This window comes from Vibrio sp. M260112 (genome assembly GCF_036533775.1).
GTDB lineage: Bacteria > Pseudomonadota > Gammaproteobacteria > Enterobacterales > Vibrionaceae > Vibrio.
On sequence record NZ_JATABH010000058.1, the window covers coordinates 1 to 19,124 of the forward strand.

At 45.9% G+C, this 19,124-nt stretch carries 15 protein-coding genes; 9 read left to right on the forward strand and 6 right to left on the reverse strand.

Annotated elements, in window-relative coordinates; genetic code table 11:
* On the forward strand, window positions 1–145 hold a 145-nt coding region (locus QTN95_RS17710), incomplete at its 5' end, for a transposase (RefSeq protein WP_331417622.1).
* A 165-nt stretch (window positions 146–310) separates the two neighbouring features.
* On the opposite strand, the gene QTN95_RS17715 is transcribed toward QTN95_RS17710, so the two are convergent.
* Entirely contained in the window at window positions 311–1,639 is a 1,329-nt protein-coding gene (locus QTN95_RS17715; protein ID WP_331418409.1) for a carbohydrate porin, read from the reverse strand.
* A gap of 313 nt (window positions 1,640–1,952) precedes the next feature.
* A complete protein-coding gene (locus tag QTN95_RS17720; protein ID WP_331418410.1) occupies window positions 1,953–3,539 on the reverse strand; it encodes a glycoside hydrolase family 16 protein in 1,587 nt (528 codons plus the stop codon).
* A gap of 379 nt (window positions 3,540–3,918) precedes the next feature.
* Between QTN95_RS17720 and QTN95_RS17725 the strand changes: the two genes are divergently transcribed.
* Window positions 3,919–4,914: a LacI family DNA-binding transcriptional regulator gene (locus tag QTN95_RS17725; RefSeq protein ID WP_331418411.1), complete on the forward strand. Its 996-nt coding sequence runs from the start codon at window positions 3,919–3,921 to the stop codon at window positions 4,912–4,914.
* Window positions 4,915–4,986: 72 nt separating this feature from the next.
* On the opposite strand, the gene QTN95_RS17730 is transcribed toward QTN95_RS17725, so the two are convergent.
* Window positions 4,987–5,787, reverse strand: coding sequence for a hypothetical protein (locus tag QTN95_RS17730; protein ID WP_331418413.1), 801 nt, complete (start codon window positions 5,785–5,787; stop codon window positions 4,987–4,989).
* Between the two features lie 439 nt (window positions 5,788–6,226).
* Here QTN95_RS17730 and QTN95_RS17735 point away from each other — a divergent pair, with 439 nt between their 5' ends.
* From QTN95_RS17735 to QTN95_RS17760, 6 genes are all read left to right on the forward strand, one after another.
* On the forward strand, window positions 6,227–7,861 hold the full coding sequence (locus tag QTN95_RS17735; protein WP_331418414.1) for an ABC transporter substrate-binding protein: 1,635 nt from the start codon (window positions 6,227–6,229) through the stop codon (window positions 7,859–7,861).
* 65 nt (window positions 7,862–7,926) lie between these two features.
* On the forward strand, window positions 7,927–8,901 hold the full coding sequence (locus tag QTN95_RS17740) for an ABC transporter permease (RefSeq protein ID WP_006877543.1): 975 nt from the start codon (window positions 7,927–7,929) through the stop codon (window positions 8,899–8,901).
* Between the two features lie 8 nt (window positions 8,902–8,909).
* Window positions 8,910–9,899 (forward strand): ABC transporter permease, encoded by a 990-nt coding sequence (locus tag QTN95_RS17745; protein WP_331418415.1) that lies wholly within the window; start codon window positions 8,910–8,912, stop codon window positions 9,897–9,899.
* Window positions 9,896–10,849: an ABC transporter ATP-binding protein gene (locus QTN95_RS17750; RefSeq protein WP_331418416.1), complete on the forward strand. Its 954-nt coding sequence runs from the start codon at window positions 9,896–9,898 to the stop codon at window positions 10,847–10,849. The genes QTN95_RS17745 and QTN95_RS17750 overlap by 4 nt, the downstream gene beginning before the upstream one ends.
* A gap of 12 nt (window positions 10,850–10,861) precedes the next feature.
* The gene (locus tag QTN95_RS17755) at window positions 10,862–11,842 is read left to right on the forward strand and encodes an ABC transporter ATP-binding protein (RefSeq protein WP_331418417.1); all 981 of its coding nucleotides are present in this window, start codon (window positions 10,862–10,864) and stop codon (window positions 11,840–11,842) included.
* A gap of 120 nt (window positions 11,843–11,962) precedes the next feature.
* Window positions 11,963–15,409 (forward strand): hypothetical protein, encoded by a 3,447-nt coding sequence (locus QTN95_RS17760; protein WP_331418418.1) that lies wholly within the window; start codon window positions 11,963–11,965, stop codon window positions 15,407–15,409.
* A gap of 133 nt (window positions 15,410–15,542) precedes the next feature.
* On the opposite strand, the gene QTN95_RS17765 is transcribed toward QTN95_RS17760, so the two are convergent.
* From QTN95_RS17765 to QTN95_RS17775, 3 genes are all read right to left on the reverse strand, one after another.
* Window positions 15,543–15,953, reverse strand: coding sequence for a GFA family protein (locus QTN95_RS17765; protein WP_331418419.1), 411 nt, complete (start codon window positions 15,951–15,953; stop codon window positions 15,543–15,545).
* Window positions 15,954–16,049: 96 nt separating this feature from the next.
* Window positions 16,050–16,700: an isochorismatase family protein gene (locus QTN95_RS17770; RefSeq protein ID WP_331418421.1), complete on the reverse strand. Its 651-nt coding sequence runs from the start codon at window positions 16,698–16,700 to the stop codon at window positions 16,050–16,052.
* Between the two features lie 19 nt (window positions 16,701–16,719).
* Window positions 16,720–17,433: an NUDIX domain-containing protein gene (locus QTN95_RS17775; RefSeq protein ID WP_331418422.1), complete on the reverse strand. Its 714-nt coding sequence runs from the start codon at window positions 17,431–17,433 to the stop codon at window positions 16,720–16,722.
* Between the two features lie 255 nt (window positions 17,434–17,688).
* Between QTN95_RS17775 and pncB the strand changes: the two genes are divergently transcribed.
* Window positions 17,689–18,942 (forward strand): nicotinate phosphoribosyltransferase, encoded by a 1,254-nt coding sequence (gene pncB / locus QTN95_RS17780; RefSeq protein ID WP_331418423.1) that lies wholly within the window; start codon window positions 17,689–17,691, stop codon window positions 18,940–18,942.
* Window positions 18,943–19,124: the final 182 nt, after the last annotated feature.

Below are 19,124 nucleotides of genomic sequence, written 5' to 3' on the forward strand. Positions count from 1 at the left end.
GTCAGCTTCGTATCATCTAAATACATGTACCTTGGAAGGGATCAATAACAAGATTAAGCTAATAAAAAGAATGGGCTATGGATACCGAGATACGGAATACTTCTTTATGAAGATAAAAGCGGCTTTCCCCGGAAAGCCGCGATGAACCTAAAAAAAGCCGCTACGATGAGCGGCTAAAGCGATACTTAGGAGCAAGTCGCGTAGCTGAATACAGAGTGTCCCCAAAGAGCCACCACTAAAAGGATATAATGAAAAAGGAAGGCATCAACACTTGGCAGTTAGATGCCTTCAATATGGACAGTTTAGGCAATTACCACCACATATCCGCTTGAATACCAACGATAAAATCACCATCTTTGCCATTACCGTTACGATCTTCACCGTCTAGGTAAGAGGCAAGCAAGCGGATTTCTGGACTTGGACCAAAGCCAGAATGCACAACCATCGTAGGAGCAACGGTTAGCTTGTAGTCATAAGAGTCCGCTTTGACGCCATTTCGCTCTTCGTAATTGAACATGTAGCCCGCTTCTGTCGCAATAAAGAAGTTTTCTGAAATTGGGAACGTTGGACGAACCATGGCAGACACCCAACCATCCTTAGCGCCGTTATCAAAGTCATTGTATTGAGTTTGAATAGAGTGGAATACGCTGACTCCGTTCTCAAAGAAGTATCCACCCCAAGCGAGAGCGCGTACTGACATATCGTCTTCATCAACCGCTTTCAAGCATGATGTCCCACAAGCTGTACCTGTTGTTAACCAACTTTGGTAATCGCTACCAGGCTTGTATGTATTGTAAGTGGTTAGCGTACCACCTAATAGGTTACCAGAACCCAAGCCCTTACCTGCCTGTGCAATGTACTTGGTAAAGCCTTTGTCTGATAGGCCAAACACTGAGTCAGTATGAACGATAGCGGTCATCTCAAAACCGTTATCCGCAAACGCTTCTAGACCAGCACCGTTGCCTAAGTCGACCATATTGTCTGGCATAAACTTCGCCAGTGCATGCAACTCGACGCTGCCAAAATTGACACCTGCGTGAAGCGCATGCATCACGTTATTGCTATCACCCCAGAAACTCGTATCGCCTGCGTTATCACTTGCGATATAAGCGAAGTCCCATTTGTTGCCTCCAAGCTCAACACCTTCAATACCAACACCCGTACCGGACATATCTGTGTAGAAGAAGTCGGTCATAAAGATGTAATTGTCTTTACCGTAAAAACGCTTACCACCCCAAACAACCCCTGTTTCCGATACCCCTTCAAACTCAACGAAGGTTTCTGCCATACCAATTTCGCTGTTTGTCGCGTCTGCGTTAGCACCTAGCTGGTTGGTAGCGTACTGAGCGTTGTCCGCTGCGGCACGGGTTTTGATGCGAATTTTCTGGCCTGCATCATTTTCAAAGTTTTTTTGTAGCGCAAGCTCAAAGTGGTTGTCTGATTCAACACCTAAGCGGCCTAGGCGCTCTTTCGATGCAGGAAACTTAGCTCGTTTAAAGTCATCGTTTTGACTATATAAAGCGCCTGCTCGAAAGTAGCCGTGAAATTCGAACCCTTCAGACTTCTCGGCAAATGCAGGAAGTGAAGTAACACCAGTCGTTGCAATCACGCAAGCAAGGGTAAGCTTTGACAGTTTCATAGTAACTCCATGTTATTATGCGCTAAAGAAAGCGCTTTCTTTATTGTGATATAAAAAATCCAAAAATAAGCAGCATTCAAAAGCGTAGGATCATCAATTAAGCTAAAACAGCTCTTATTGACACTGGGTTGCCAATCATATTTGGATTGAAGACAGAGTACTCACCAAGCACCCATACAAAAAGTTAATCAGATCACAAAGAAAACGCTTTCTTTAAAGATCGATCACAGAATCTATTCATGGAACGATGGAAATAAGATACCGCGCATAAAAGCGCGGTATAGGTCACATTTGAGTGGCGATTGGATAATAATTATCTGGTCATACGGATATTATCCAGAGAAAACACCATCTCACCAGTTGGCTCAAACACCAGTAAGTTGTTAATATTACTCGGGTCTGCACTCCCCGATTCATAACGATTACCGCCAGCAATGATGTCAGCGATTGCTATTGATACGGTCTGCCACTGTGACGTTTCAGTCACAGGAACAGTAATATCACTGGTCGCAGGCCAGCCACTGTCCATCTTGACGACGAGCTCCGTCCCATTGCCAATCTTTTCAACCTTGATATCAAAGCTCAATACACCGCTCGCTAACCAGCCAGAAAGGTCAGTTTTAGGCGAGCGAAAATAGATATTCCCGCCGCCATTTTGCTTACTGATAGTCAACACTTTGCCCCGGCCTCGTTGCTCTACTTCCTGATGCTCAACAATGTCTGTCGGATCATAACTGCCATAGGCTAAGCTGTTGTGCAGCGCATCAGAGAAGATATCGATCTCTGAACCATCGGCATAGCTGTCATCTTCAATTAGGATTGCGGGCGGCTGGTTACCCTTTACCAGAGTGGCCTGCTCGGACGTTGCGCTACAACCTTTACCTTTCCAACGGTCGGCCGAGCAGCGGTATACTTTGACGTAATCCACTAACATCGTCTGAGGAAAAATATCCGGGTTGATACCCTTTTCGTTTGCATTAGCTGCCCAAGCTCCACCAACGGCAAGGTTTAGCAATAGGTGGAACTTTTCATTGAATGGTGCAAGGCTATCAGCATTGACCAGTTGTCCCTCTTGCTCATACTGGGAATACCAGCCTTGGTGAGTCTGACTCGCATAGTGAATATTATCAACATACCAACGTATTTCTCCCTCTTGCCACTCAATCGCATAGGTATGAAAGTCATCGGCAGGGTTAACGCCATCAGGCAGAGTGACTCCAATGCCGCTATGCACATTATCAGGCCAGGCTTTACCATAATGTAAGGTGCCATGAATTCGGTTTTCTTGCTCACTACTGCTAGTGCCCGGTGCATCAGACTGAGTTTTCAAATTGACCGCTTCAACAATGTCTATCTCTCCCGAAGCCGCCCAAGTACCATATTTGCTTTCGGTTGGTAACATCCATATCGCAGGCCAGGTCCCCTGTCCTGATGGAAGCTTGGCGCGTATTTCAAATCGGCCATACTTTTGATCTCGCTTACCCTTAGTTCTCAGGCGTGCAGAAGTGTAAGGCAAAGTTTTATTCGCGCCGCCTTCAAGACCATCAGGGTTGTTCGGCCCAGTAAATGACTCTTTTCTCGCGACGATATGAAGTAATCCATCTTTCACAAACGCGTTTTCTTGTCGGTCGGTATAGCACTGCTGTTCATTGTTGCCCCCTCCCCAACAGTTTTGTTCTAAGGTCCAAAAGCGTGGGTTAATCCGTTCTCCTTCAAATTCATCCTGCCAAGCAAGCTGCCATTTATCGCTCGGTACGATTGGCTGCTGTTTCAGTTCGACTGGCTTTTTAGCCGTAACAAAAGCGGAATTTTGGCTCTGCTCATTACTCGAACATCCAGCAATTATTGCTCCGGCTAAGGCGGAAAAAATCAACCAAGATCCCAGTGTGTAGTTCAACATAGTAGTCCTTGTTTTAACGATGGCAGGCTAAGCCTCACGATGTATGACCTAACCTTATTTATCAGGAGTATTAGAAAGGCGTTGCGGTAAATTCGAGTGACATTGACCAGCAGAACATCCGTCAATCCAAGTTGTTCAACGAGGATTAAGATGAGATTTGACCAGGCTAATACTCAACAATGTGATGATATTGCCAACCAAACACCCCACAGTATGAGACCTCAATCAAAAAAGAAAGCGCTTTCTTTGGTTTGTAATCACATTTATGCGTTAAAATGGAGATAAATGTAGAGTCCGCTTTCGAAAGCGAGTAAATAGTAAAACAACAACACGCTCGCTAGGTGCTCTACCTTCACCCGTTCTAAAATGAGTTAATGCCTTGATTACTATTAAAGAAGTCGCTGAGTTGGCAAAGGTATCGCAAGCTACTGTTTCTCGCGCAATTAACAATCATCCAACTGTAAAAGAAGCAAACCGGGAAAAGGTCTATGCTGCGATTGAACAACTTGGCTACAAACCGAATGCGTTTGCTCAAGCACTTGCTTCAAGCCGCTCAAACAGTATCGGAATGTTGGTCGGATCGTTAGATGGCCCGTTTTACGGACCTTTAATGCATCATACTGAAGATACGATTCGCCAGAACAACAACCATCTCATCGTGACTAGTGGCCAGGAATCCCATAGCAAAGAGAAAGACTCAATCGACTTTCTTCGTTCGAAACGTGTGGATGGGTTTATTCTCCATTCGGATAAACTCTCCGATGATGAGCTGATCGATGTGGTCAAAGAGACACCAGCGACCATCATACTCAACCGTTACATTCCCGATATTGCCAATCACTGTATTTATATTGATAACGAATATGGTGGTTATCTAGCAACCAAGCACTTACTAGAGCACGGACATAAAAATATCGCCTGTATTACTGGTCAGTTGAGTAAAGGCGATAGTCGCAACCGCCTGCAAGGCTATCGTTTAGCCCTTGCGGAAGCTGACATTCAGTACAACCCATCCTATGTGATTGAAGGTCGCTTTGACCATGACGGCAACCATGAACGAGCTCGCCGGTTGCTGGATCGCGCCCCTGAGATAACCGCAATATTTTGTCAGAACGATAATATTGCGTTAGCGGTCTACGATGTGGCAGTCGAAAGGGATATTGTGATCGGTAAAGATCTCTCCGTCGTCGGCTTTGACAACGACTACCACAGCGCTCACATCAGGCCACGCTTAACCACTGTTAACTTTCCAGTCGAAGAGATGGGAGTTGAGGCTGCAAAAGGGGTACTGGCTATCGTTCAAGATCAAAAAGTCGACATCAAGCAACAACTCCAACCTGAACTGATTATTCGAGACTCGGTAGGTACGCTCTAAACTGCCGTTATAGCAGAATAAAAGAGCGGATTGTATCCGCTCTTTTTTATGACCAATCCTCTAGCCGATTCGCTAGCACTCTTCACTCGCACACGAACAATATCGCTGCTCATACCGCTCAAGCAATGGTAAATATTCTCTGGGTAGCAAAGGGTTATCCAATACAATTTTTGTACGTGCATGGAGGTTTGATTGTCCTACAACCCTACCATAGTGTTGCTCAAACAATTGCGTCATTTGATTTTCTTTCTTCAGCAATTGTTGCACAAGTAGATTAGCGAGGTCTTCCCTATTGTGGTTGAGATAAAAGACCAAAGGAAATGGGTAGTAGACCGCTAACGTTGGTTCGATAGCAAGCTTCGCACTTAGATGCCGTTGCTGTTGCAGGATATCATGGGCTTCGTTTGCGCCGAGGGTAATAAAATCTACGCTGCCATCTGCCACCCAATTGAGCATGTCATCTAGACTACCTTGCTCAATAACAGTGAAGCCGTTGGCACGGAATACCTCCGCATCCACCCAAGTCGCAGGCACCCCAACCTTTTTCTGTCTGAGTTGCGATAATGACAGTGATTGAAACTCCTTCACTCTGTGATCGGCAACGATACACAAACGCCAACCAAGCAACCCATTGCAAAGAGGATGTTTTAATTCTATCAGCGGCTTACCCGAGAATTTTTTATTTCCAGCGACCGTAACCAATAGATCCGTTCCTTTATCCAATACCTCTCTTTCATCTACTGCCAATGGATAATCGGTTAAATCATTTTCAATACCATCAGCCAGTTGCGAGCCTTCAACCAAGCATTGTAACAGCTGATACTCATAGCTTTGCCGAGCGGCCGATTTGTTTCCGTTCCAGAATTTGATCATGAGTTACCTTAAAGATTTCTGTTGGTTTATGGCGTCGACTTTACTCTTCGCACCCACCAAAGAAAGCGGTTTCTTTTGTTTTGCTGGTTTTTGTGATTTCGTGCAAATTTAACAAGGAAAAAACAGTGAGCCATGTCTAAAATTTAAGCCATTTTGACTTAAAACCTCTCTAACCACCCTGCTTTCCTAGCACATAGAAAACACCTTATTACGCGATAAAATCAAACATAAGTACATATAAAACAACAAATTATATTAAAACCTCATTCAGTATCAATGAATCGAAATGTGAGTCTGGTTCTGTGATCTAAGGTCTGTTTTTAAGACAAAAGTTTGAACTCTGCTATCGATAAGACTAAAACACACTAAAGAAAGCGCTTTCTTTGATAAGTGCTTCCGGGGATGAATCAAAACTTAATAATTAAATAAGGACAATGTGATGCATAAGAAAACTCTGCTCGCGACCATTGCTGCTAGTATGCTGCTTTCTACAGCCGCTCAAGCAGAAGACATCAAGCAAGGTGGTACCCTAACGGTGCCAATTATCAACACAGGCTTTGTTGAGAACTTCAACCCTTACACAACGAAAGACCTATACCACGGCATCATGTTTGAACCACTAATGGTCTTTAATAACATGACGGGTAAAACAGACTTCCGTCTTGCAGAATCTTATGCCTATTCAGACGACCTAAAAACCATCACGTTAAAACTCAAGCCTGGCTTGAAATGGTCGGATGGTACTCCACTGACTGCGGAAGATGTTGTGTACAGTTTTATGCTGACAAAAGAAGCACCAGCATTTGACCAAAAAGGCATTTGGTCAGGCAAAAATCTACAAACTATTGCGTCGACAGACGAAACCACCATCGTCTTCCAGTTAGAGAAAGCGGACTCTACCTTTGCTTGGAATCTAGAGCGCTACCACATTGTACCTAAGCATGTTTGGTCAAAAGTGAATGACCTCACCACTTTCACTAACCCTAACCCAGTGGGTAGCGGTCCAATGACAGTGGTGAAATACCTTAAACCTCAACAGATGGAGCTATGCCGCAACCCAAATTACTACCTTGAAGGTAGACCTTACTTAGATTGTGTTAACTTCCGTTCATACAACGATAACTCACAGATCCAGCCGGCACTGATCAAAGGCGAAATCGACTGGGGTTCAAACTTTATTGCCGATGTTGAGTCGACTTTCGTTGCTCAAGACAAGGCAAACAACCATTTCTGGTACCCAGCAAACGATGCTATTCACCTATATGTGAACACCAAACAGAAGCCTTTCGATGACCTTCGTGTGCGACAAGCTCTGTCTATGGCTCTCGATCGTGAAGCTATCGTTGATATCGCAGCCTATGGTTACCCGACGGCAAACTACAATCCAGGCGGTATCGCGGAGCTATACAAAACTCACATCGATCAAAGCGTAAACCAAAAATACGGTTACCTGACTCAATACGACGCAGAGAAAGCGAAATCACTACTTGATGAAGCGGGTTTAGTGGACAAAAACGGCGACGGTTACCGTGATAATGCCGATGGTTCAAATATTTCTTTCGATATCGAAGTCGTTAACGGCTGGACAGACTGGATTCAAGTTGTCCAGATGGTCACTGAGTACTTCGAGGAAGTAGGCATTAAAGCGAATGTCAAAACAGTTGACTGGGCGGTTTACGATAAGAACCTTAAAGAAAGCAACTATACCATGTCGATCAACTGGTCGATGGTCGCAACGAACCCAATTCTGGCTTACCAAGAGTACTTCTCAACATCTCGCATTGGTAAGACTTGGCATGCGGGGCACGGCGTCAACTCGCCAGAAATCGACAACCTTATCGATAGCTTTGGCAAGATCGGCAATGCGCAAGAGCAAGAAGCCGTCATCTCTGAGCTGCAAGAGTTTACAGCGCAAAACATGCCATTCATTCCACTGTTCTCGAACCCAACTTGGTTCCAGTACAGTACCAAGAAAGTCGTTGGCTGGCCGAATGAAAAGGACCCATACGTACAGCCAGTATGGTACGACGGCGGTAAGCGCGTGATTATTCTAAACAACCTACACCTTAAATAATCTTTCTCTCTAGCAACTATACGGAGCCCAACTCGCTTTGGGCTCCTTGATTAAAAAGGTTCGTTATGTCGTTTTTAGTTCGCCGATTTGGCTTTTATTTTACCGCATTTCTTATTGCGATATCTTTCAACTTTATGTTGCCTCGGCTGATGCCTGGAGACCCTGTAGACGCACTGTTTGCTGCGGCTCAAGGTCGAATGGACCCTGCTCAGATGGACGCTGTTCGTGAAATGTATGGCTTCGTTGATGGCAATATCTTTGAACAGTACATCGCCTACATAAAGAGTGTATTTACCCTCGATCTTGGCCCTTCTGTGCTGATGTTCCCTGTTAGTGTGTCTGAAGTGATCGCCAACGCCCTACCTTGGACTATGTTTCTGGCGCTGGGCTCACTGATTGTTGCTCTGATTATAGGTGTCAGCATCGGTACCTATGCTTCTTACCGCCGCGAAGGCTTCTTTGGTCAGGTAGTACCGCCAGTACTGGCGTTTATCAGTAACTTTCCATACATAGTAACCGCGCTGCTGCTGTTCTATTTCTTTGGCTTAAAGCTAGAGATGCTGCCGCTCGCCTACACCTACGACCCGTCACTGGATCCAGCGTTTAGCTGGGAGTTTATCTCCAGCGTAGCTAAGCACGCGGTACTGCCTGTTGGTTCCATGGTGATTGTTGGTATCTCGACTTGGGTGTTTAACATGCGTAACGCGATGATTAACGTGTTGGGCGAAGATTACGTCACCATGGCAGAAGCGAAAGGACTGAGTAGCTATCGTGTGATGTCTCGCTACGCAGGACGTAATGCAATCCTGCCAGTCGCAACCGCGATTGCTATGGCGATAGGTTTCTCATTTGCAGGCTCGATCATGACCGAAGTGGTGTTTAACTACCAAGGACTAGGCAACATCCTACTTAAAGGCATTGTGGCTCGTGACTACCCACTGATCCAAGCCATTCTTCTTATCTTAGTCTCTGCTGTTTTGACAGCTAACTTCATTGCCGACCTACTTTACGTTTGGCTCGATCCACGTATTTCGAATTAAGGTGCATCATGGACAAACTCATTAACACAACTTCGTCTTCTGCCCATGCTTTGACCCAACGTGAATCAAAGTTCTCTTGGCAACGAGTCAAAAAATTTCTTAGCAAACTATATGCGTTCTTTTACGGTAACCCACCAGCGATTATCGGAGGCCTATTACTTACTATCGTACTGGCCGGTGCGTTGCTTGCCCCTGTACTTGCCACCCATAACCCAGAAAAACGGGTTGCAAGGCCTCACGTTGCACCGAATGCAGAACATGTGCTAGGCACGACTCGTAGCGGCCGTGATGTATATAGTCAGGTGCTTTACGGAGCGCGTAAGTCACTTACCGTTGCCATTTCAGCAGGTGTCATTGCCATGAGCCTTGCGGTCATCATCGGTGTCTCTTCAGGTTACTTTGGCGGCAAAATTGATGATCGTCTTAACTTCCTGACTAACGTTTTTCTGGTCTTTCCGCAGTTGCCACTGCTAATCGTGCTCGCCGCCTTTTTGGGACAGGTTGGGTCGCTGGTGATCACCATACTACTCGGGATTACCTCCTGGCCCTGGGGGGCGCGGGTAATACGCTCGCAAACCATGGCGATACGCAACAAGGAGTTCATCATCTCTGCTGAAGTGATGGGCGAGTCAAAGATACGCATCATCCTAGTTGAGATCTTACCTAACCTTGTATCGATTGTGTTCGGTGGCTTCCTAGGTACGGTTATCTACGCTATGGGTTCAGAAGCTGGACTCGGTATTCTTGGTTTAGGTGATGCAACTGAAGTCAGTTGGGGCTCCATGCTCTACTGGGCTCAAACTTCTTCGGCACTTTACACTGGTGCATGGTGGGAGATGCTGGTACCGGCTATGGCTCTCGCGATCACTGGTGGTGCTCTGGCACTCATTAACATGTCTATTGACCAAGTTAGTAACCCGAAACTACGTACTGGCCCACACATGAAGTTGTGGCACAAACTGAAAAAAGAAGCAGATAAACGCCGAGGTCTAAGATGAGTAAGTTACTAGAAATCAATAACTTATGCGTAGACTATGTTTCTCCTAATGGCGTAGCACGCGCGGTCAATAACGTTAGCCTCTCCATCGCACCAGGCGAGACATTGGGCATTGCGGGTGAATCAGGTTGTGGTAAAAGCACACTGGCATTTGCCATCTCTCGCCTACATAAAGCGCCTGCGCTAATTTCTGAAGGTGAGATCATCTACAACGGTCAGGACGTTTTGAAAATGAATGACCGCCAGTTGCGTAATTTCCGCTGGAACGATGTTTCAGTGGTCTTTCAAAGTGCAATGAACTCACTGAACCCGGTCATTACCATTGGTGAGCAGTTGACTGACGTGATCCTCGCTCATCGAAAAATCCCATATAAGCAAGCTTACGAACGTGCGGTTGAGTTGCTTAATATCGTTGGCATCCACGCAGATCGCATGGCGAGCTTTCCCCACCAGTTAAGTGGTGGTATGCGCCAACGTGTCGTCATCGCCGTCGCCTTAGCACTTGAACCAAAGCTAATCATTATGGATGAACCTACGACGGCGCTCGATGTGGTCGTTGAACGAGAAATCCTTAATGAACTGTATGAGCTTAAAAGCAAGTTTGGATTCTCGATCCTGTTCATCAGCCATGACTTGAGCTTGATGGGTGAGATTGCCGATCGTATTGGTGTGATGTATGCGGGCAATCTCATCGAACTTGGTGAGGCTCAGAAAGTATTCGGTGATCCTCAACACCCGTATACCAAAGGGCTGATCTCTTCGTTCCCAACCATTCACGGACCAAAAGAACGTTTATACGGAATACCTGGAAACCCAGTGAATTTATTGCAGATCCCGCAAGGCTGTAATTTTCAGGAACGCTGCAATGTCTGTTTTGCTCAGTGCAAACAAGCAGAGCCAACACTCACACACGTTGAGAATGGCAATTTAGTCTCATGCCACCTTGTATAACAGGAGAGAAAGATGGACAACACAAAAAATCCTGGGGTCATTCTCTCAGTTAAAAATCTCGTCAAGGACTTCCCTCTTGGTCAGTCAGCGAAGAGCAATCTTATGCGTGCCGTCAACGATGTGTCATTTGAATTACGCAAAGGTGAAGCACTGGCTATTGTTGGCGAATCTGGTTCAGGTAAAAGTACCGGAGCTCGAATACTGACTCGCATCTATGACAAGACCGATGGACGGGTTGAGTTTAAGGGACAAGAACTCGGTGAATACATCAAACAGCACGGTGAATTGGAATATGCGCGTCAGGTTCAGATGATTTTTCAGGATCCGTTTGGCTCATTAAACCCTGTTCACACCATTTATCACCACATCGCTCGACCACTAATGATCCATAACCGAGCAGATAAAGAAGCCATTCCACAATTAGTGTATGAGCTACTGGAACTGGTTGGTCTGTCACCAGTGAAAGAGACCGCCGAGAAATTCCCACATGAATTAAGTGGTGGTCAACGTCAACGTGTCGCTATCGCTCGTGCGATTGCAGTGGACCCTGATGTAATTCTGGCTGATGAACCTATTTCAATGCTGGACGTGTCGGTTCGCCTCGGGATCCTCAACCTGATGTTAGATCTCAAAGATAAACATGGCATCTCTTTTATGTACATCACCCACGATATCGCCACAGCTCGCTACTTTGCTGAGAAGACTGCCGTTATGTACGTCGGTCACATGGTGGAATGGGGTAACAGTGACAGCGTGACGCAAAATCCACAGCATCCCTACTCTCAGTTGCTCCTTTCTGCGGTGCCTGAAGTAGGCAACGCAGGCAAACGTGAGTTGACCGCGAAAAAAGGTGAAATTCCGCTCTGGAGACCAAGCAGTGTCGGTTGTCCATTTGCCAGTCGCTGTCTTAAAGCCAGCGCGATATGCACTCAGTCTGTTCCCGAGCCGACCCAGGTGGGAGAAGACCATTATGCGCGCTGCCATCACTTGTAATTAGTAAATAAATTCAGATACATATTTCGCTCTGGGCTGACAGAGATAATCACTCTGTCAACTTAGCTAGGGCTTACTTTGCCCAAAATCTGGCGAAATGTGATAGCAAGGAACAATATTATGACTTTTGAGTACCAATCACAGTTACCTGTTGCAGGACAGTTCGTCGATTTAGAAGGCGAACGATTCTACAAAATTAGCAACGTAGATCAGATGAAACCCTTTTTCATCAGCGTTGTATCCGCCAGCGACCATTGGCTGTTTATCTCATCAACAGGCAGCTTGTCGGCAGGCCGTATTCGCCCAGAAAACGCCCTATTTCCTTATCGTTCTGTCGATCATATTCATGAAAATGCCGACAATACCGGATCGAAAACCATAGTCCGAGTTCAAAAAGACGACGGCGTAGTACTTTGGGAACCGTTCAACCTACATCACAATGGTCTTTATCATACTGAACGAAATCTCTATAAGAATACGGTTGGGGACAAGCTTGTCTTTGAAGAAATCAACCATACTCTCCAACTTAAATTTAGCTACAGTTGGAAAACGAGCGAACGCTATGGTTTTGTTCGCCACTGTCAATTCACAAACTTGAGCGCACAAGAATGTCACCTTGAAGTGGTAGATGGTATCCAGAACCTACTACCATCTGGCGCACCACTAGCGGCTCTACAAACGCGCAGTGCGCTTGTCGACGCGTATAAGTGGAACGAACAGGTTGACTCTTCGTCGCTGGCACTTTACACCATGTATGCCAAGCTCTCTGACCGCGCAGAGCCTTCGGAGTCCCTACTTGCAACAGCGGTTTTTGCGGTTGAACAAGGGGAACACCAACTGCTGTTAAGCAGTGAGCAACTCGGTGCCTTCCGCCGAGGTCTGCCAATGAACAGCGAACCACTCACCAAGGGGGTTCGCGGTAGCTATTTGATTCACAAAACAGTATCGCTTGCTGGCGGAGAATCCCAAGGCTGGCTCATTGTTGCTGACATCGACAAAAGCCATAAAGAGATTTGTGAACTGACGCAACTGCTTAGCAAACCCGCTGAACTTCGCCTCAACGTAGAGCAAACCATCGCCGACAACCAAAACGACTTGATCAAGCTGATGTCAGGGGCAGACGCATGGCAGCTAACCAATCAAGAGAACACCAGCGTTCATCACTACGCTAACGTGCTCTTTAATAACATGCGTGGTGGTGTGATTGAAAACAACTACCATCTAGATAAATCTGACGTGATAAAAACCCTGCGTAACGCCAATAAAAATGTCGCGGATAAACACCGCGCATTCTTTGCGGATCTGCCAGACACTTTTACCCACGCAGAGCTAATCAAAGCAGCGATCCATAGCCAAGACCCACAGCTAGTGCGCCTTAGCTACGAATACTTACCCCTAACTTTTGGTCGCCGTCATGGTGACCCAAGCCGTCCGTGGAACCACTACGAAATCAAACTCAAAGATGAAAACGGTGAGCGTTTGCTCTCTTACCAAGGCAACTGGCGTGACATCTTCCAGAACTGGGAAGCCATTTCACTAAGCTACCCTGGTTTTATCCAATCTTTCATCGCAAAGTTTGTCAATGCATCAACCATAGACGGTTACAACCCTTACCGTATTACCAAAGATGGAATCGACTGGGAACTGCTAGAACCTGATGATCCTTGGAGTAATATTGGTTACTGGGGTGATCACCAGATCATCTACTTACTCAAGTTCTTAGAATTGGCTAAGCAGTATCAAGGTAAAGAGTTAACTCAACAACTCACCAACGACATCTACAGCTACGCAAACGTACCTTACAAACTTTGCTCAGTTGAACAGCTATTTGCCAACCCTAAAGACACCGTTGCGTTTGACCAGCAATTGCAACAGGAAATCGAGCAACGTGTCGAGGAATTAGGCAGCGATGGTCGCCTCTTGGTAGAAGGCGGAAATCAGGTTTACATGGTCAACCTAACAGAAAAAATTCTCGTTCCACTGCTTTCAAAACTGAGTAACTTGGTCCTAGATGGCGGCATTTGGCTGAATACCCAACGTCCAGAATGGAATGACGCCAATAACGCAATCGTCGGTAACGGTTTGTCCATGGTCACGCTCTATTACATGCGTCGCTATGTCTCGTTTGCCCTAGAGTTATTGAATAATGCTCCAGACACGATTTCTATCTCGAAAGAGGTCTTTGACTGGATGCTGTCTATCCACAAGGTACTACAAGATGCGAACAAAGAAATTCGCCAAGAGACAGTCACTCGCCAAACTCGCAAGGCAATTCTGACTCAGTTGGAAAAGGCATTCGAACTTTACCGCAATCGCGTCTACCGCATGAAAGGCTTCTCAGGGAAAACTCAAGTTGAACTGTCTGCCATTCAGCAAATGCTGGCGACCAGCTTGGATGTGCTTGATTCCAGCATCAACAATAACTTGCGTCAGGACGGTTTGTACAACGCTTACAATATCGTTACCTACTCAGGTGAGAGCCTCAATATCGAACAACTCTACCCGATGTTAGAAGGTCAGGTAGCAGCACTGAGCTCGGGCGTACTGACACCTCGCCAAGCGGTCACTCTACTCGACAACCTATTTGCGAGTGAAATGTTCCGTGAAGATCAACAGAGCTTTATGCTCTACCCTGACCGTGAGCTACCAAGTTTTGTCGATAAGAACCAGATAGCGAGTGAACTCATTGCCCAATCTCCGCTTCTTTCTGCCATGTTAGAAGCAGGAGATAACCGAATCATCAATCAAGATGCAATGGGATGTGTTCATTTTAATCCTACTTTCGAAAACGCAGATTACCTTTCATCGGCGTTATCAACGCTAGACCGTGATGAGTACAAACAGTTAACTGACGAAGCTATCGAATCGATTCATGCCTTATACGAACAAGTGTTCAACCACAAAGCGTTTACCGGACGCTCAGGAACCATGTTCGGTTATGAAGGTCTTGGCTGTATCTACTGGCATATGGTTTCCAAGTTGCTTCTAGCGGTACAGGAAAACTATCTAGCGGCACGTGACTTAGACCCAACCAGCACGGAGACAACTAAGCTGGCTGACTACTACTACAAAGTTCGCGCTGGGATCGGGTTCAACAAGACACCCGATAATTACGGGGCTTTTCCTACCGACCCGTATTCACACACACCAAAACAAGCGGGTGCCCAACAGCCGGGTATGACAGGACAGGTAAAAGAAGAGGTAATTACCCGATTCACTGAACTGGGAATCGAAGTGAAAGATGGACAAATCGGCATCAATCCATCACTGCTATCTGAACAGGAATTCTTATCCCAAGATAGTCAATTTAACTGTCTGAGTGTGTTAGGTGAACGCTGTAGCTATAAAGTTGAAGCCAATCAGTTGGCATTTACCTACTGCCAAGTACCATTTATCTATCAGTTGTCTGAGAGTACCAGCATCACGTGCTGCTTCACCGATGGCAGCAGTGAGCAGATTGATGGGCTAGTACTCAGTCAGAAACTCAGTGAGCATCTGTTTAAACGAGACAATCAAATCAAAAAAATCAAGGTGTTACTACCAAAACACCAACTTCTACAACGCTAACTCTAGCGTTTAGTTTTACGGGCTGCTAAGTTTATCGGGGGAAAACTTGGCAGCCCGCCTTTTTTATTTCGAGTGAAGTCATCTACCTTTATCGGTATTGCTGATCGGACGCCTCACCTGTTTTGATTCCATGTTATCTTTTATCTTTAAGTTTGTCGGCTGGATGATTCACGCCGTCATTAGTGACTACATCACCTAAGTCGAAAGGGTTCACCCCTTCCAGACAACCAATGTTAAACCCATATTCATTGGGGTTGGAACGACGTTGATGGTGGGTGTAAATACCACAGTTGGAACAAAAATAGTGTTTCGCTGTTTTGGTATTGAACTGATAGAGCTTAAGAACATCTTCTCCTTCCACAATGCGAATACCACTTAGGTCAACTGAGCCAACAATTGCTCCCTTGCGACGGCATATCGAACAGTCACAACGGCGTGGATTTTCTATACCATTAGGCAAGGTCAGCTCAAGCACTACACTGCCACAGTGACAGCTAGCTTTGTGCTTAAGCTTGATTTCTGTATTGCCCACTTTGTTAATCATTATTTTTCCTCCTTGTGGTGTTCGCCTCTATGGCCGAATAGCAAAGTCGCGAGTGTCTCGTCAAACAACTATCCTTTGGTTTTTCAGTTGGGATCGTTATGCGCTAATCGCGGCGGCGTTTTCAACCATCACCACCCCTTGTTGCTCTAACTCATGGACGACACTCTCTGCGTTGTCAGGAAACACCGCTCGAGTTGAGGCAAGGTTGACGATGACTTTAAACCCAGCTGCAACTAACTGCTCGACCGATTTCTTAACGCAAAAGTCGAGAGCTAAGCCTCCAACGATGACGGTATCAATCTGATTGCTACGAAGAAATTCGATGCCACCAGTCGACAGTGTGTCTGCCTGATCGTGGTAAAACGCACCGTACGGGTGAGCATCAGGATCAATGCCTTTATTAATCTGAAAATCATACTCACGTACTGATGGTAAACCCGGCAAGAGTTCTACCCCTTGAGTGCCAACGACACAGTGAGGGTTCCATTTGATGTCCACTTCCGGTAGGCCTACTGGCTCAAGCATCCTATCCGGACTTTCCGCTTCCCAAGCGGCACCCGGTGGATGCATATCACGTGATACTAATTTCAAACTTGCTTTACCATGATTGAGTATAAGCTCATCAACTATCTGTAACGCACCCGCGACGGGCAGTTCGTTTGGACACAGTTCACTAAACCCTTGCTGTGGGTCGACGTCGATACAAGCAGTTTTGTTCTTCTCGATTTCTACACGTTGCAAGCGCATCTCTAGCTCCTTCTTGATATCAACGTAAACAAGTTTGAAAATAAGTCACACTCTTCTCGCTGAGGCTATATACCTGAGCAGGCTTTCCGCCTTTGCCTCTGTTTGTTGAAGCCATTTTGTTGGCACTAACGATTACGCCAGTATCGATAAGACGTCGTTTCACCGTCATCCGATTCACTTCAACACCGAACTTTTCGTATGCCGCGATAATGTCTGACACTAAGAACTCCTTATCAAGAGCAAATAAGGCAACAGAGGTGTATTCGATCGCGGCACGTAATTTATGCCAAGCCAAGGAGATCAGTTGAGCGTGGTCAAACGCTAACGCCACTTGGTTATCGAGCACTTCATTGAGCCCAAACCATCTTAGCTGTTCACGACACAACCCGCTGTTCTCGATCTGTTCAACATTTGCGTTATTAAGTAACGCGTAATGTGCAATGGTCACACTCCACCCTTCAGGGTCACGCTTCGGGTTACCTTCAACCATTGGTTGGCTGATGTAGTTAGGATAGGTATGAATCTTCTGTCGACAAATACGGCGACGTGCTGCGTCAAAATCTTCATCCGCTGGCTGTCCACCTTGATTGGTCAGATCTTGCTCAAACACAAAACCACCTGGAATTGACCACATACCATGTTGAGGCCGGTCAGCGTTGTTGCGCTTAATCAGCAATACTTCTAACCCGCTCTCTCCTAATCTGAGGCAGATCATGTCGATAGTGACAATCATGGTGAATTTCCTACATCCTTAATTCAACCAACACCTTACCACTGGAATGCAGCAGGTCAACAGGAAAGTAACTTTTTGTGATTAACTACATTAATTTAATTCTCATGCCCTTAAAAGGCTTTTGGCTATAAGCAATAATTCATTTAGGGAAATAGCGGTTAGACTAAAGTAGTTAATAACACAATTTGACAAACCTAATGGGCTACTTTAAAGTTTGGTGGAACAATTAGCCTGATTAACCGATAGGATGGTTGAATGACCACCAAGCTTTTCAATGACCGTATCATTCAAAGTGCTCTCGATCTCGACGTTTATAAGATCAATATGATGCACGCTGCTCATAAGTACTACCCAACCACGACGGTACGCTATGAGCTCATTGTTCGTTCAGATGAAGACCTTTCCTATCTTGCGCCGCAAGTAGAAAGTGAGATCGCGAAACTCGCGCACTGTTATTTTTCTCAACAAGAACTCAGCTACTTAGCGAGTCAGGCTCCCTATTTAGAATCCGGTTTTATCGAGTATTTGCGCAACTTTCGTTTTAAACCTGCTCAACAGGTGTCTGTGACCACCTCAACAGCAAGCGGAAAGCCCCAGCTAAAAGTATCCGTTAGTGGTCTCTGGCATGAGACCATCCTGTATGAAACGCTAGCGATGAGTATTATCTCTGAACTCCGCAACCGAAGCCGCTGGAGCCATATCCCTTATGAACAGTTCCACAATGTTCTGGCGGAAAAAGTCGCTAGACTTAAAATCGAGCTCGACCAGCGCAAGATCGATAATTTCACGTTTTCCGAAATGGGTAGCCGACGCCGTTTCAGTGCACAGGTACAGCACGATGTGGTTGATTACCTACGCCAACATGTCCCAGATTTAATGTCAGGCACCAGTAACTACCATTTGGCAAAACAGTTTTCGCTAACTCCTATCGGTACGGTTGCCCATGAATGGTTTATGGCTCATCAGCAGCTTGCAAAACCTGGGCAGTCACAAAGAGTTGCCCTCGACCTCTGGCAACAAGCCTTTAATGGTAGTTTAGGGATTGCCCTGACCGACACCATTGGCATCAACGCATTCCTGCAAGATTTTACTTTGCAACGCGCCAATGCCTACGCTGGCGTGCGTCATGACTCTGGTAACCCTTTTGATTGGGGTGACAAAATGATTGCTCACTACCAGTCACTGGGAATCGACCCGAAATCTAAGCTGCTCATTTTCACCGATGGTCTCGATTTTGAGCGTGCGTTTGAGATATGCCAGTACTTCGCTGGACGAGCAAATGTCAGTTTTGGCATAGGAACGTTTCTGGCTAACGATATGGGCGATTGGGAGGATCAAGACGGTCGCTATCAACCCCTCTCTATGGTAGTGAAGATGGCTCAATGCAATGGTGCTCCTGTGGCAAAAATCAGTGATGAACCTGAAAAAGCCATGTGTGAAGATCCTGTCTTTCTTGTCGAGTTAAAGCAGAATTTTGGGCTTGAGTCTACATTCGATAAAGCAAGCTGATCGCGAAGCATTAAAAAAAACGGAGCATTACGCTTAATGCTTGTCAGTTAAGAAGCATTTAACACCTTTTTGAAGGCCTAGTCGCGTAGCGACTGGGCCTTCTTTTTACCACTCTTGGGTAGCTCCTATCTCGCCTTTCTGGCAGCGTAAAACTCTCAGCCATATCGAGTATGTAGTTCATT